This window comes from Rhodopirellula sp. MGV (assembly GCF_002251265.1).
Lineage (GTDB): Bacteria > Planctomycetota > Planctomycetia > Pirellulales > Pirellulaceae > Stieleria > Stieleria baltica_A.
Map to the genome: position 1 here is coordinate 15,073 of NZ_NPDI01000041.1, position 15,809 is coordinate 30,881.

Below are 15,809 nucleotides of genomic sequence, written 5' to 3' on the forward strand. Positions count from 1 at the left end.
AGCCGAACGCTGTCAGTATCGGAACGATCCAGGCATTTCGTCTCTCGATGACTTTCTCCGCGCGGGACGGCGTTTTGATCGCGTAATCATCTTTTGGCCGAAGGCCATACGCAACATAGGCTGGGGCATCGCCCCAGTTTCCAGTTGGCCAAACGCCAGCGTTGGCTGAAGGCCACGAACGCTGCTACGTAGCCGGCATGAGCAAGTAAAATTGACCTTCGGCCAATCAGCACCGTAGGTCAAAACGCTCTCGCAACGCATCATCGATTTGGAATCCAAAGTCAACGAACACCTCCGCAAGATGGGCTTCGCAGCCGAATTGGCGGGAGAGGCCCGAAGAGCAACGAGATCGGCGAAGTAGAACTCGATTTTGAAACGCTCGTTTCACAACTTCGGCTCATCCACCAGGAAGCCCAAGCGAAAGCAAATCGGAGCCTCAATCGAGCACTTGTCGTAAGGAACTGGCTGCTCGGTCAACGGATTTTTGAGTTTGAGCAGCGGGGAGCTGATCGGGCCAAATACGGCAAGATGCTGACGGAAAGCATCTCTCAGCGTCTGAAGCCACTGGGACGAGGCTTTTCAAAGCGTTCGATCGAGCAATTCCACCGTTTCTACCGCGATCTTGGACATCTGGGAATTGCGCAGACAGTGTCTGCGCGATTGGGAGTGAGTGACCAGGCTGTTCAGATTGCGCAGATGGTGTCTGCGCAATTACCGTCCGCCGGGCACACTGAATCGGGTGCGCCGCATGTAAAAGCGGTTCCGCTTTCCTGGTCCCACTACGTCACCTTGCTGACGATCGACGATGCCGATGAACGCCGCTTTTACGAAATCGAAGCCAGCAAGAACAACTGGGGTGTTCGCGAACTCAAGCGACAGCTGGCCGATTCAAAGTGACAGCCCCGAAAACGAAACGCTATGGGAAGGGAGAAAGAATTGTTCCACTGTTCCCCGAGCTCAGTCGCGAATTGGTCGACCTATTCGGCTTGGTGAAGCCCGGAATCGAAAATTCCGCCGATGGATACGTCATTTCACGCTATCGTGACACTGAGGCTAATCTACGAACAACATTCACTAGAATTGTCGCCCGAGCTGGGGTTGCGAAGTTTCCCAAACCGTTCATGGCACTGCGAGCCAGTCGCCGAACGGAACTCGAAAGAGATGGGCGATTCCCGAACCACGTTCTGAATGATTGGTTTGGGCATAGCGGTGCGATCGCTGAAACTCATTACCTGCAAACGACCGAAGCAGACTTCGCCGAAGCAGCGATTGGCGACCCCGCTGGTTCCGTAGGGCAATTGGTAGGGCAATCCCTGGGGCGCCCCGAGCAACCTACGGCCACGCACCAACGAAAAAAGCCCCGTAACAACGGGGCTTTGATGACTGCTTGTGGCTCAGGATCGGGCCTGAAGTACACCCCAGAGGATTCGAACCTCTAACCTTCGGTTCCGTAGACCGGATGTACTCTCAGGCTAAGCCTTTGACGAGCAACGACTTCCGGATTGATCCTGCAGAGGCTTGCACCGTGGCTTGCACTAACCAGCGACTGCTTATGGTATGCAAAGCATGGGAGCGTCTACCGGAGCCGATTAAGTGCGTGATAGAGATACTTTGCTCGCAATATAAGACGTTGGAAGATCCCACGAACTGAGGCCGTAGCAGTCAAACAGGCTGAGTCGTAGACGCCAAATCAATGTAAGCGGTTCAATAAATTGCCAGCAGAGACAACAAATAGGCACCGCCAAATCTCTAATTTGCTTATTGCACTTAATTAAAGCGAGTTGTATAACCGGAAATTATGAAGCCGCAAGCCGGAGACAAAATCGCTGTGAGGGCCACGAAAGAACGAGGGATCGTCATTAGTGTGCATGGTGACAAGCTGCGAATTAGCCTCTCTACGGGAGAAACGCTAATGGTCCAGGAATCGGAGCTTACAAACTTTAGCGCGGCGGCTCGGAAGGCATGGCAAAAGATGCCAAAACGGAGAGTGGGTCGGCCAAAGGGAACTGCAACTTCGGATAGAGTGTCGGTAACACTTCGAATTAGCCGCGATACTTGGGAACGATTTCAAGCAGCAGAATCAGCAGGGAAAATTGTTGATCGAACTGCCACCGTGAATGAATGGATTCGAGAAAAGCTCGACGAAATCGATAAGTAGCAATCAGCCCCAAACGATAAGGGAACTTCGTGGCTCAGAACTCATCAATTGAGTGGACCGAAGCAACGTGGAATCCAACGACAGGTTGCACAAAGGTCAGTCCTGGATGCAAACACTGCTATGCCGAACGCATGGCTCATCGCTTGAAAGCGATGGAGCAGCCTAGGTATGAAAACGGGTTTCAGCTCACGCTTCAAGATGATGTGGTAAACCTTCCTTTGAAATGGAAAAAGCCGAAGACCATTTTTGTAAATTCAATGAGCGATCTCTTCCACCGAGATGTTCCTGATGAGTTTATTTCGCGTTGTTTTGAAGTTATGAACGAGGCATCGCAGCACACATTCCAAGTCCTTAGTAAGCGTCCGCAAAGAGTTGCAGAATTGGCGAGCTCGCTACCCTGGCCGAAGAATCTTTGGATGGGGACAAGTGTTGAGACGGTTGATTATGTCGATAGGATCCGGATTCTGCAAACCGTGCCAGCGGCTGTTCGATTTCTCTCAGTAGAACCGTTACTAGGTCCTATTCCTCGGATGCCGCTGAAAGGAATACATTGGGTGATCGTGGGTGGTGAATCAGGGCCAAAGTCGCGACCGATGGAGATAAAATGGGTCAGAATGATCCGTGACCAATGCTTAAATAAAAAAACACCATTTTTCTTTAAGCAGTGGGGTGCACATGGCCCAGATGGCGTGCGAAGATCAAAGAAGCAAAATGGCCGCGAGTTAGACGGTGTCGAATGGGATCAAATGCCAAATGCCGAATGAACAAAAGAGTTTGCTGCTGGGCGGAGACGCTGACGCTTCTCAAGTTAAAAAAAAGACAAAAACCAAGAAAGAGCTTTACGAATGGAGTATTGGAAAAGAGCCACCTCTCTTAGGGCTGCACAGCATCTCAAAACATGAAGTTTTGGAAGCCTATATTAAAAAATATGTTTCCATTCTTACAAAAAACAAGTGCGCAGATCAGTTGATGCTCTCACTTGTAGATGGATTCGCAGGGGGCGGTGTCTACACGCACCCTGAGACTCAACAACGCATTCCAGGGTCACCAATATTAATGTTGAATGCGATCGCGGAAGCGGAGGTCGAGGCAAATCTCGGGCGCCGAAAGCCGTTTCGCGTCAATGGTCAATTCTACTTTGTTGAGCGTAGCGCGTCGACAATCGAGCATCTCAAAAAGGAAGTGAGCAATGCTCCATCTTCTGCAAATAGAATGGAAAACATTCATTTCATCGCTGGGAACTTCACGGAAAACCTAGATAAGATTATTGCTAAGATTAAATCGAGGGGAAAGGCTCATCGCGCAATCTTTCTTTTGGATCAGTATGGCTATACAGCGGTGCCAATGGCGGACATCAGACGGATTTTCTATGAACTGCCACGAGCCGAAGTGATTTTAACAATCGCGGTTGATTGGTTGACCCACTTCGTAAATGAGTCGGAGAGTTTTAAGAGAGCGCTTAAACGCCTTGAATTGGAGCGTTATCAGGATCTTTTTGTTCGAATTCGCGAGGATCACGGCAGAGACTGGCGAGCAGAAATACAGCATATTCTTCATGGCCACTTCCATCAAAGTAGTGGCGCGGAATGCTACACACCGTTTTTCGTTAATTCGGTTGACTCAAATAGAGCGTACTGGTTGCTTCATTTTTCGAAGCACTCTACAGCGAGAGATGCAATGATGGAATTGCACTGGGATCTTAACAATCATTTTGAGCATTTCGGAAAAGCGGGATTTGGGATGCTCTGCCTCGGCTTCGATCCCCGGCAGGTTCCTCTACAAAACCAGCCAACCTTTGCGTTCGATAAGGATGCAAGAGAGTTGACCCGGGAAGCGCTATTGATTGAAATTCCAGAAAAACTGAGCGAATTTGGAGGATCGACGCCATACCAGATGTTTTTCGACAGAAACGTGAACGATACTCCCGCAACAAAAGCGATGATCTCAGATGCGATTCGCCAACTTGCGAAAGACAAAGACATCGAGATTTTTTCGGAAAATGGAAAACAGCGAGCGTGTGACGTAAAGCTCAATGACACGGACCGGATCCGACTCGCGCAGACGGAGACATTCCTTCTTCGCAACATCAAAGACTAGCCATCATTTGCTTCCTACCCTGGTTCACACTTTTCACAACCAATGATCGGCCCGTATAGCTGCTGCGGTAGGGCAACTGGGTGGTGGGTCTTTGATATCGGAGCGGGCCGGTCTTCTGGAAAATCAGCGGCGAAGCCGGCGTATTCTCTTCGTCTGCCGCTCGGTGGGCGTTTGTTGTGGTGGCTCTTTTGACTCATCGCGACCGGTCAAGCGGAAGGGGCCGGAACGCGATTCGTTAGCCGCCCGCAACTGATCTCTCTTGGAACGCTCTTGTTCCGTGCCCCTGTAGCCGGTCGTGATGAGTTGAAAGAGTCCACCAACCCCGTTAGGCGACTAAAAGCCGTCGGTAGCAGGGGAATCTGCGGTGGTTATGCAATCATGAAGATGTCAAGAAAAGACTCTATTTGCTGCCGGGTGCGTATTTGCATTGGCGCCGGGTTTATATACGATCCGAAATAACCACAACAACGCGGGAGGCGTCATGGGCAAGAAAAAGCAAGCCAGATCGGTGAACGATGGCAAAGTCAGGCTGGAAACCAGAATCGATCCCAAGATCGCGGATCAGTTTCGAGCGATCGCAGAAGAGGCTGGAGTTAGCGTCAACCAAATACTTCAAGGATTGATTATCTGGGCTACGGATAACGCCGTCCAGGGAACACCGGTGGAAACGGACGCAGGAGAGCTATACGCGGAGCCACGGCCCGGTTGCCTGTTCGTTGGTCAAGAGTCGTTCTTTACCGACGAGGAATTTGACGAGAACGGGCAACTGATCGCGCCTACAAAGTTGGTTCCCGGTGTGGTGCACCTCGTGCTGGACTTCTCGGTGCAAAACGCAATTCGAACACGGGCAAATCGGGGTCAATAGGCATTCCGAATTGCATACGAGAGGCGAACGAAGCTGAGCGGCTTGAGCGAAGCTTGAGTGAGCCGAACGATGGCAAGTTAGTTTTACGGTCTGTTTTTCCAAGGAAGGAATGATGATAGAGAAACTTCAGAGCGCGTTTGATTCCCTGGCTACGTTCCAAGACTGGGCTGATACGGACGATCCCTGGATCACCGGCGATCAGTGCCAACAGTTGCTGAATGATCCGAAATTCGTTGAGCACGTTGACCGATTCAGCGAGGCCCTAATCGCGCCGTTTTCATTGAAAGACTTCCTCGACTCCGAACCTGACGGGGCGCAAAAGCTTGGTTGCTTCCTCGGGGCTGTGCTTGGCGTTATCTGGGAACAGGGAGGTCAGCCAAATGAGTAACGATGAAACGCGGTTCGAGATTCAGGGTGGGCACCATAGTAACACCCACCCTCATAGTAGTCAGTTTGTGTTGGACGATGGAACCGTTTGTAAAGTGCGTGGTGACTATGACTGGTTAATGTTTTCGGTTGGTGTTGATTGGATACCTTTGAAGCAAGAAGTCCTTGTTGAGTTGTTGGACGAAGGTAAATCGAAGCTACATCAGTCGAATGAAGAGAGCGTGGTTGTGATGGTGCCAGAATACGGAAATTTGGTGCTGTTCCGAACTGGTGTCCGGTGGGGCGGGCCTCATGGCGAATACTTCGATTACCGGCTACGCATTGACGGTACCGAAGTTCTCATGAGCCGACGACAAGAACGCAGCGAGACTCGGCCTCACTTCGTTGTGGACATCAAAGGTCATGACTGTTTGCTACACGGAGCAGTCAACCGATACGATCACATGTGTTTTGCCATCGAGTCGCTTGGCTGTCGGATTCGATGGGATAAGATAAATCGTGCAGACTTGACAATGGATGTCATTGGCTTAGCTGTGACGGTCCTCCAAAAGCTATTCACGGACCGCCACTTTATTACCCGTTTTCGCTCATCGGACGCAAAAAACGATCCAATTAATAATCGACGAACAGGTATCGAAGCTGGTAAATCGCCGTGTCGTTTGGCCATCTATGACAAGCGTTTTGAAACGCTTCACCGAAAAAGCCCGGAATATCAAGCGGCGATGATTCAGCGTCGTTGGGACGGGGCAATACCGGATCGGGCAACACGGATTGAATGGCAGTTGCGGCGGGAGAAGCTGAAACAGTTCGGGATCACAAATGTGATGGATCTATTTGATCGTTCGCAGGCTGTCTTTGAAAAGCTAATGACAAAGATGCTTCGGCTGACAAAAGAGCCAGTGGATCGGGTCAACAAAAACCAATCGCGGGCCGAGACTCATCCGGTTTGGAAACATCTGATAAACTCGATACCGGCGATGTACGCGGGAATCATTCGGGATCTGGAGCCGATTGATCGCAGTAAAATCGATGCATCAATGGCACTTAAGACGGGGCTTGGTCACTTCAAAAGTGCTTTCAGGTCCTATGGTCTTCAATTCTCCAATTATCGCGAGATGCTCGACGCGATCGTTGCTGTTTTGGAGGAGCTTGGCAACACCGACGCGGGTGGAGAAAAGTACCGAGAGCGTGTCTTGCGACTGTACACCAACGACCTCGTAGCAAAGGGGCTTGATGATGCAGCCTGATACTAAATTGCTACCGCGATTGCTGACAGCGAAGGAAGCGGCAAAGTTCTGCGGAATCTCCACCCGAACGCTTTGGCGCTGGGTGAGTGGGCGGCGAATCATTCAGCCGCTGCATATTGGTGAAACGAGGCGATGGGATCGCGCCGCTCTTGAACAATGGATTGAATCTGGGTGTCCGAAAGTTGAGGGCTAACGATGGCGTCTCTTTTCAAACGCAGTTACACAAAGCTTGATAAAGCGACCGGTAAACGCGTCAAGAAACTGACCAAGAAGTGGTACGGGCAATTTGTTGACGAGAACGGCCTAACGCAACGCGTGCCATTGTGTACGGACAAAGACGCTGCCCGATCGATGCTGAACGATTTGATTCGTAAAGCGGAACGCTTGAAGGTAGGCCTGCGACAACCGGAGGAGGATCACGCCGTTCGGCCGCTTTCGATTCACCTAGCCGACTACAAGCGGTTTCTGATTGACAAAGGAAGCTCGGAGAAACACGCGGACCAAGTACATAAGCGACTGGTTCGCCTTATCGAAGGCTGCAACTTTCGATTCATTCCTGACATCGAAGCGGCAAAAGTGCTCAACTGGTTGGCAACCGAACGACGCACCCAAAAGCGGTTCTCGATTCGAACAAGCAACTTCTATCAAGACGGCGCTAAGTCGTTTTGCAAATGGCTGGTGACACATCACCGTGCAAGCGTAAATGCTCTATCGAGCCTGCAACGCATGAATGTCGAAACAGACATTCGCCACGAACGACGGGCCTTGCAGAAAGAAGAATTCGACCGTCTGATTCACGCGGCTCATCACGGTGGCGTTCTTGAAGGGCTACCAGGTCCGGACCGCGCGATGCTTTATATCCTCGCCGCATGGACAGGCTACCGGCGTAGCGAACTCGGCTCACTGACCGACGCAAGTTTTGATCTCGAGGCTGCGGTACCGACTGTTTCGATCCAAGCGACGATCAGCAAGCGGCGTAAACGGGATCGGTTGCCACTGCACGCCGAAGTGGTTGAGCTGTTTAAGCAATGGCGAGCAACGAAAAGCATTGCCTCTGGCGAACCACTGTTCCAGTTGTCCACGCCCAGCGGCTATCCACGCAAGACCGCGAAGATGATGCGTGTTGATCTGGCGAACGCGCGGGAAGCGTGGATCGATGAAGCGGAAACCGATCAGGAACGAGAACGCCGCAGGAATTCGGATTTCCTTCAGTACAAAGATGGTGACGGAGTCTTCGCGGACTTCCACAGCAACCGGCATACGTTCGTAACCAATCTGGCGGCTAGTTCGGCCAATCCGAAGATCACGCAAACGCTGGCGAGACACTCCGACGTCAACCTGACCATGAACGTCTACAGCCACGTGGCGGTGCAAGAGCAGGCCGAAGCGGTTGGAAGACTTCCGGCACCACCAAAGATGGTCGCGGCGTCAGATCGGCTTGCACAGCCAGCACCGGAACAGATCGGCAGCGATTCAGACGATCGGCTTGCACTAGGGCTTGCACTAAACGCTGGCTCGGCCAGTCATCAGGTGGCACAGGGTGACATCGAGCAGCCCGAAAAAGCATCGATGCAAGAAGCTGAAAACAGCGTAAAACCCAATAAAAAAGGCACCGAATGTCATCAGATGACGCTCGGTGCCTCAGTACACCCCAGAGGATTCGAACCTCTAACCTTCGGTTCCGTAGACCGATGCTCTATCCAGTTGAGCTAGGGGTGCAGCTGATTTGCTGTGCCTGATCGTTTGTCAGGCGGGCCTGTCTTGGCCTTGGGTGCGAGAGTTTAGCGGAGCTCTTCTCGTTTGCAAGCCGACTCTTGGCAGTTGTTAATTTTTTATTTGCAAACCCGTTCCGCCGCTCTCACTGCCGGTGTTTGGGAGTCTATCGGACACGCCCTGGTTCGGACTTCAGTTTTTATTTTCCTCCGCCAATCGCACCAAAAAGCCAAACGGCTCCCGACCAATCACCCGCACACGACTCCCCGCTTCGATCGACCCTCGGTCCGTTTTCGCCGGATATTCTTGTGCACCACCGGCCCCCTGATCCAAAGCGATCGTTCCATACGGCGTCAGATCCGTCCGCGCGATGGCATGCCCTGGAAAGTTCTCCGAAGCACGACCGAGCGTTGGCAACTGGCCGCCCTGCGCATGATTCGCTGCGCCGCCTTGGTTGACATTTCCATTCGGCTTTTTCTTGCGAGACTGGTCCCGCTCGCAGTCCATGCAATAGCCGCAGCATGGGTCGCAGGGACAGCAATGCATCGTCCCGATACAGCCTTCGGACGCACAAGCACCTTCGCCCGCGTCACAACAGCAACAAAGACAATCGCAATCACAAATTCCACGCTGCAGCCGCGGGGGTGACAGCCAAATTCGCTGCCGATCCGCAATGCGCTGCTTACGTGACTTCGCAAAGCCCTCCTTGTAGAGGCCGATCTTACCCACGACTGTCTTAAGAACGGCCGTCGACATTGGGGCGCCAGTCTCACCACGCTCGGCAACCCACTGATCAATTTGGAAACCAAGTTGACAGAGTTGCTGCTGCGAATAGCTGAGCGCATCGATGATTGCGTGTCGGTCCGGAAGGGGATTGAATTCCCCACGCCGCCGGTCCGTGTCGTAGTCGACGGCACAATCGAACGCGATCAACGCACGACCGATCTGTTCGCCAGCTTCTTTAAATCGATCCGCGAGCGTTGGTCCCACGGATTGGTTCATTCTCGCGGCGATTGCCTGCGGTGCCAACTGAAACACTTCGGCAAAAGCAGCCCCCGTCGGTCGGCAGTACTCTTGCAGTCGAACTTGATGCCTAGGTTCAGCACGACCAGATTGCTCTTGCTCGAGATGCTTGGACAAGATGCGTTCCAGCCGGTGCATGAAGCCAGCATCCAACGCATCGAAGAATCCTTCGCTTTGTTGCCACGCCCTGCGATACAGTCGACGCAACGCCCGAGCCACGATGGACCTTCGGTCGCGAACGTCATCATCCAACTTCGTCCGAATCAATAAGACCGTTAAAGCCAGATCAAATTCCAACATCGCATTCAGTCCAACTGACAGACCGCTGCTTCCGAGATGTTGACTGGCCTGGCCGGGGAGCTCCGAGTACGAGTTCGAGAGTGGCGAATGCCGGCGTTGTGCTTTACAGCAAGTGACGGTGTTGGCATCTGGTGCGGGCACCACCCCCAAGTCAACCGCCAAACAATGCAGCCAGACGGCTTCATAACTGACGAACGGAAGCAGGCGGAAACCGTGACGCTCGCGCAGAGAACTGCACACCGTCGCATAAACTTGGCGATACCGGCGATCGCAACTACTGCCACGTAAAAACCCAAACAACGAATCTTCTCCAAGTCAGTCTGCCAATCGCAGGTCAAATCGCACCTTCCCCAGCACGCGCCCTGCCCGCGCCGATTCTAAGCAGGGTCGAAACGACGCGTAGGGCGGGCGCGAAATTGCATCGCACAAGCAAACCACTTGCACATAAGCCAATCGCACAGTGAAGTCCCGCAGTGAACTCCAGCGGTATCGCACGCTACTTTCGGCGGAGCGAAAGGCGACAGTCGATCATCGACAGACGTTAGCCGCCCCCCTACGCAGCTCCCGAATTCTCGCGTGACGATCGCCGCGCCTCGTGGAAAGTCGGCACAGTTTTTCTGACCGTCATCGACGGTGATCGGGGGCGGATTTTGCTGGCCGTTGGATTGGCTTGCAGGGTGTTAAATGGGGCAGTTTGGCGGTACGATTTTCGTCATGACACCAATGATGAAACAGTACCACGAAGCGAAAGCGGCATGCGGCGACGCGCTGCTTTTTTTTCGTATGGGCGATTTTTACGAGTTGTTCCTGGAAGACGCCAAAGTCGCTGCCAATGTGCTGGGGCTGACGCTGACCAGTCGGGATCGCGACAGCGCCAACCCCACGGCGATGGCTGGGTTTCCGCACCACCAGCTGGACGGTTACCTGTGCAAGCTGATCCGCGCCGGGTACCGAGCGGCGGTGTGCGAGCAAGTCGAAGATCCGAAGCAAGCCAAAGGTTTGGTCAAGCGTGAAATCACCCGTGTGGTCAGCGCCGGGACGCTGACCGACGATGGGTTGCTGGATCCGCGTGAAGCAAACTATTTGGCGGCGGTGGTTTTGCATCAGCCCAGTGGCGGCAAGAAGTCTGGCGAAGAACCGGTTGCCGGCATCGCGTGGGCAGAGTTATCCAGCGGTCGGTTTTGCGCAGGCGTTTTCCCCGTCGCACGAATTGAAGACGAGTTGGCTCGTATCGGTCCGGCGGAAGTGATCTATCGCGAGGACGACGCAAAGTTCTCGCCCGATACCACTGCGCCGTGGTCGTGGACATCACGGCCGGCGTGGAGCTTTGCCGAAGACGCTTCGGTGAAAACACTGTGTGATCAGTTCCAAGTCGGGTCACTGGAAGGTTTCGGATTTGGCGACAATGACTCGGCAGCCGTTCGCGCCGCCGGCGCCGTCCTGACGTACTTACAAGAAACGCAGCCAGCAGGACTCGATCACTTCCGATCGATCGCGGCACACCATCGCAGCGGTGTTTTGGAAATCGACGCTTCGACGCGACGCAGTTTGGAGATCACACGAACACTGCGCACGGCATCACGCGAAGGCTCACTCGTCGACGCCATCGACCTGACCTGCACCTCGGCCGGCTCGCGCGTTCTGGCCGATTGGATCGCGGCACCGCTGGTACAGATTGCGCCGATCGAAGCACGTCATGACGCGATCGATGAATTTGTCAAACACGCCAACCTTCGCGGCGACGTTCGTCAAACGTTGAAGCAGACGTTTGACATCACGCGGCTGCTCGCGCGTGTTGCCACCGGCCGAACCGGCCCCCGTGACCTGCTGCAGATCGCGCAGACTTTGTCAGGCCTGCCAGAACTGAAGGCAAAACTTGCCGGACGCGCTCCTAAACGACTGGTGCAATTGGAGTCGCATCTGCACTTGTGTCCTGAGCTCCGCAGTGAACTGGAAAATGCGATCTCCGAGGACTGCAAAGTTTACGCGGCCGACGGAAACTTCATTAAGCCGGGTTACGACGAAGAGCTCGATGCGCTGCGCATGCTGGCTGCTGGCGGCAAGCAATGGATTGCCGAGTACCAACAGAAGCAGATGGACGAGACCGGCATTCCGAACTTGAAGGTCGGCTACAACAAAGTCTTTGGGTATTACCTGGAAGTCACCAACGCGCACAAAGACAAGATTCCGCAAGACTTTATCCGCAAGCAGACGCTGAAGAACTGCGAGCGTTACATCACGCCGGATCTGAAGGAATACGAAGAGAAGGTTCTGTCGGCGGACGACAAAGCGACGTCGCGTGAGCAGTTGATCTATCAAGACCTGGTCAGCTTGACTCACCGACACCTTGTGACACTGGGTGAAGTCGCAACCGCGATGGCAGAGCTGGATGTGCTGGCGTCGCTTGCCGAAATTGCGGCGCAGCGGAATTGGGTACGCCCGGAGATGACGGACGATTCGGTGCTGCGAATCGAAGCCGGACGCCACCCGGTGTTGGACGTGACGTTGCCGCAGGGCGAGTTCGTTCCCAACGATTGCGTGCACTCGCCAGAGACGGGAATGATTTTACTGATCACCGGTCCCAACATGGCTGGTAAGAGCACGTACATTCGTCAAGTCGCATTGATCACGTTGTTAGCCCAAGCGGGTTCGTACGTGCCCGCCAAGTCGGCTTCGATTGGGATCGCGGATCGCATCTTTGCACGCGTCGGCGCGAGTGACGAACTGAGCCGAGGTCAGAGTACGTTTATGGTGGAGATGGTCGAGACCGCGCGGATCTTGAACACGGCGACGTCACGTTCACTGGTGATTTTGGACGAGATCGGACGTGGGACCAGCACCTATGACGGGCTGTCGCTTGCTTGGGCGATCACCGAACACTTGCACGAGCAGATCGGTTGTCGCACGTTGTTTGCGACGCACTACCATGAGCTCACGCAGTTGCAAGAGACACTGCCTCATGTTGCCAACTTGAACGTCGCGGTCAAAGAATGGAACGATGAAGTGGTGTTCTTGCACCGGATCGTTCCTGGCGGTGCGGACAAAAGTTACGGGATCCATGTCGCGCGTTTGGCGGGTGTTCCGGCGAACGTCAATGAACGTGCGAAAGAAATTCTGTCGCAGTTGGAATCCGACCATCTCGATTCGCTGAATCGCCCCACCATTCCTCCGCCGCAAGGCCATAGCGCTGCTGCGGGTGCGTACCAATTGACGCTATTCGGTTTCGCAGATCACCCGGTACTGACTCAGATCAGTCAATTGGATTTGAATCAGATGACGCCTGTCGACGCGATCGCGTTTTTGCAGCAGGCGAAGAAACAGATCGAGAGTAATCCGGCGCTCAAGTAGCTGCCCACGATCGCTTCACCCCAGCAGCGTTTGGAGCAGCGACTGTTGCTCGAGACACTGAGCCAGTTGGGGCATGCCCAGTTTCTAGCTCAAGGGCACACGGTCCTAGCTCAAGGCTACACGGCTCGTATAGCCTTATGCGATGGACCTGTTTTTTTGCCCGGTTCTTGACCGATGCACCGTCCGGCCAATCTAAACGAGCAAGCGACGAAGCTTCAGAGGTGCTCGGCCCACCCGATCAGGCGACGGGAGCGATCAACAGACGTTTCATCGCATTTCTTAGATTTTTACTGAAAATCGCCGGTCACTCGGAAACCATGGGCGAAGTGCGTGGTTTCAAACAACGTAGGCTGACCGACCGACAGCAAAAATGGGCTGCACGGGTGGGCTAGACGGGGTGGTCTTTACGGGCGTTGCTGCCTTGAATTGACTCGCCAACCGCGACTCGATGTCGACGTCGCACCGTCAAAACAATTCTTCCCTCTTTTCTGTTCCAACTCCTGGGAATTTGAACCAATGAAGATGAAGCAACTTTCGATGGCACTGTTGTGCGCGGCCATCCTTTCGATGATCGCAACCGACGCATCGGCACAACGTGGTGGGCGCGGCGGATTCCCAGGCGGTGGCCCTGGCGGACCCGGCGGTTTCGGTGGCGGAATGGGTGGTGGCGGCGTCCTGGGACTGCTGCGAATCGATGAAGTCAAAGAAGAAATCGACCTGCTTCCAGATCAAGCAGCAGCGGTTGAAAAAATCAACGAAGGCCGCCCAGAAATGGAACGCCCAGACCGGAACGGTGGCGGTTTTGATCGCGAAGCCATGGCAGAGCGTTTCGAAAAGTTCCGCGGCGAGATGGAAGCGTTCAACACCAAGGCAACCGAGCAACTGGAAGAAGTTCTCGACCCAGCCCAAATGGAACGCCTGCAACAAATCGAAGTCCAAGTCGCTGGCATCCAAGCGTTGCAAATCGAACGCGTTGCGAAAGCTCTCGAATTGAGTGACGCTGATAAGAAAAAGATCGAAGAGACGACCAACGAAGGCCGTCAAGAACTGTTCGCCAACATGCGTGAAATGTTCCAGTCTGGCGATCGCGACAGCATCCGGGAGAAGATGCAAACCGCGCAAAAAGATCTGGAAGACAAAGTCATGGGTCTGCTGACCAGCGAGCAAAAGAAGCAATTCGAAGAACTCAAAGGCAAGCCATTTGAAATGCCAGAACGCGGTGGCTTCGGTCGTGGCGGACGTGGACAAGGTGGCCCAGGAGGCGCTGGTGGATTCGGCGGCCGTGGCGGACGCGGTGGCGACAACGGCGGACGCCAACGAGGCGGACGCCCTGACGCCGAGTAGGCTGTTAGGCAAGCTGTTCGAACGTTCTTTCATCGCAAACGCAACCTGCTGGCCTGAACGTCGAACCTATCCAGACGAACGTTGACTGCAGCGAAGCGCTCCGCTGCGGACGACCAGGGACAGGTTTTCCATTGAAACCCTGTCCCGTTTTTTTTGCGCATCGTCGGTTTTTGAGCTCCAACGGCGTGACGGTGGATGCTTTTGGTCGGAAGGGAAACTAAACTTCAAGTATCGAACGCCCTCCTTCCCCATCCCGTTTTGTCCCATGCTGTTTGTCATTCCATGGATCGCATTGATGGTTGTCGCGATCATCGCGGTGCCTGTCGCTGCCAAGCTTTCTCCTTCGGCCCCCTCGCCAGCACCGGTGAATGAGCCACAAGAAGAGAGTTTCGAAGCTGACGACGATGCCATCGTCACCGATGACTTCGGTGGTGACGCCGACTTTGGCGGTGGCGGCGAGATGCTCGGCGACGACGCCTTCGCTGAATTTCAGTAGAGATTTCCGCTCAATCGCCTGCTATTGAGACGCCCGGCGTCCCGCGTCGCCGACACCCCAACGGCAAGCGACTCTGATCCGAGCGGTCAAAGGGCAATGCGGAATCGCAGCTCCCTCTTCTGCACCGCGACTTCGATCCTATCCGCCCGACTGAAAATGTTGCCAAAGGCGCGATCTACCTTCGCTGGATCGAAGCGCGTTCCCCCATCGCTCGGAAGCGGCCCGCGAATCCATCCGCTGATGGAGAGCGCTTGACCAAAAAGCGCTTCAGGCTGGATGGTGAAAACATACAACGATCAGGTCAACAATCGGAGTGGACACTTAGGCGTTGAGACACTTTCGGCGGCGAATTGGCAAAATCGCTGTTAAGAACTGACGTATTGCGGTCGAAAACAGGTGTGCAAACGAGTCGCAAGTGGCTTGCTAGCGAAAGGAAGTTAAGGATCGGAAAACAAATCTGAGAAAACTGCTCAGAGGCCGTTGACCCTGCGAACTTTGGCCCATATCTTCCTCCCCATCAGCCCACGGCAACGCGGGCGACTCACGGCGGAAACGCTGAGAGGAGCTGAAACGAGGCGTTCAGCGACGAGAGCTTCAAAAAAACATTTCTGAAATTCTCGAGAAGACCGGTTGACGACACGAACTGTCGCCCGTATCTTCCCGCCTCGCTGATCGGCAACCGACTGACGCACTGCGGTGCTTCGCTCGGCTGCGGATAAGCAGCGTCTTCCGAGACGTGCCTGAAAGGGCGAACGCCGGAACATTGATATTTGACAATTTGGTTGTTTGGTAATTGGCATCAGTAATCTGCCAAGCGGTTTTAACGAACCA

12 protein-coding genes, 1 tRNA gene and 1 pseudogene are annotated in these 15,809 nt (G+C 54.0%); 12 read left to right on the forward strand and 2 right to left on the reverse strand.

All coding sequences use genetic code 11. The features are described from left to right. The first annotated feature begins 399 nt into the window (after positions 1-399). The 9 genes and pseudogenes from CGZ80_RS14600 to CGZ80_RS29245 form a co-directional block, all read left to right on the forward strand. Positions 400-897: a DUF1016 N-terminal domain-containing protein gene (locus CGZ80_RS14600; RefSeq protein ID WP_233148430.1), complete on the forward strand. Its 498-nt coding sequence runs from the start codon at positions 400-402 to the stop codon at positions 895-897. Between the two features lie 224 nt (positions 898-1,121). Beyond that, positions 1,122-1,439, forward strand: coding sequence for a hypothetical protein (locus CGZ80_RS27630; protein WP_143543936.1), 318 nt, complete (start codon positions 1,122-1,124; stop codon positions 1,437-1,439). A 748-nt stretch (positions 1,440-2,187) separates the two neighbouring features. Continuing rightward, the gene (locus CGZ80_RS14620; protein ID WP_094415673.1) at positions 2,188-2,922 is read left to right on the forward strand and encodes a DUF5131 family protein; all 735 of its coding nucleotides are present in this window, start codon (positions 2,188-2,190) and stop codon (positions 2,920-2,922) included. Further along, positions 2,912-4,255: a three-Cys-motif partner protein TcmP gene (locus CGZ80_RS14625; protein WP_094415675.1), complete on the forward strand. Its 1,344-nt coding sequence runs from the start codon at positions 2,912-2,914 to the stop codon at positions 4,253-4,255. The genes CGZ80_RS14620 and CGZ80_RS14625 overlap by 11 nt, the downstream gene beginning before the upstream one ends. A gap of 481 nt (positions 4,256-4,736) precedes the next feature. Beyond that, a complete protein-coding gene (locus CGZ80_RS14630; RefSeq protein ID WP_094415677.1) occupies positions 4,737-5,120 on the forward strand; it encodes a hypothetical protein in 384 nt (127 codons plus the stop codon). A gap of 112 nt (positions 5,121-5,232) precedes the next feature. Then, positions 5,233-5,508 (forward strand): hypothetical protein, encoded by a 276-nt coding sequence (locus tag CGZ80_RS14635; RefSeq protein ID WP_143543937.1) that lies wholly within the window; start codon positions 5,233-5,235, stop codon positions 5,506-5,508. After that, positions 5,501-6,754, forward strand: coding sequence for a hypothetical protein (locus CGZ80_RS27985; protein ID WP_146042984.1), 1,254 nt, complete (start codon positions 5,501-5,503; stop codon positions 6,752-6,754). Before CGZ80_RS14635 ends, CGZ80_RS27985 begins: the two co-directional genes overlap by 8 nt. Continuing rightward, positions 6,744-6,947 carry a helix-turn-helix domain-containing protein gene (locus CGZ80_RS29240; RefSeq protein ID WP_158222697.1) on the forward strand — a complete coding sequence of 68 codons (204 nt, stop codon included), beginning with the start codon at positions 6,744-6,746 and terminating at the stop codon, positions 6,945-6,947. Before CGZ80_RS27985 ends, CGZ80_RS29240 begins: the two co-directional genes overlap by 11 nt. A gap of 533 nt (positions 6,948-7,480) precedes the next feature. Next, positions 7,481-8,068, forward strand: a pseudogene (locus tag CGZ80_RS29245) (tyrosine-type recombinase/integrase); the annotation flags it as partial. Between the two features lie 331 nt (positions 8,069-8,399). Here CGZ80_RS29245 and CGZ80_RS14655 read toward each other — a convergent pair. Both CGZ80_RS14655 and CGZ80_RS14660 read right to left on the reverse strand, forming a co-directional pair. Beyond that, positions 8,400-8,473, reverse strand: a tRNA-Arg gene (locus tag CGZ80_RS14655). Positions 8,474-8,659: 186 nt separating this feature from the next. Beyond that, positions 8,660-10,090 (reverse strand): DUF5685 family protein, encoded by a 1,431-nt coding sequence (locus tag CGZ80_RS14660; protein WP_094415685.1) that lies wholly within the window; start codon positions 10,088-10,090, stop codon positions 8,660-8,662. Between the two features lie 414 nt (positions 10,091-10,504). On the opposite strand from CGZ80_RS14660, the gene mutS reads away from it, so the two are divergent. The 3 genes from mutS to CGZ80_RS14690 all read left to right on the forward strand — a co-directional run bounded on the left by mutS (position 10,505) and on the right by CGZ80_RS14690 (position 14,978). Beyond that, positions 10,505-13,138, forward strand: coding sequence for a DNA mismatch repair protein MutS (gene mutS, locus CGZ80_RS14665; RefSeq protein ID WP_094415699.1), 2,634 nt, complete (start codon positions 10,505-10,507; stop codon positions 13,136-13,138). 516 nt (positions 13,139-13,654) lie between these two features. Further along, complete coding sequence (locus CGZ80_RS27635; protein WP_103296394.1) at positions 13,655-14,482, forward strand: hypothetical protein; 828 nt, start codon at positions 13,655-13,657, stop codon at positions 14,480-14,482. Positions 14,483-14,747: 265 nt separating this feature from the next. Then, positions 14,748-14,978, forward strand: a complete 231-nt coding sequence (locus CGZ80_RS14690) for a hypothetical protein (protein ID WP_094415695.1) — start codon at positions 14,748-14,750, stop codon at positions 14,976-14,978. Positions 14,979-15,809: the final 831 nt, after the last annotated feature.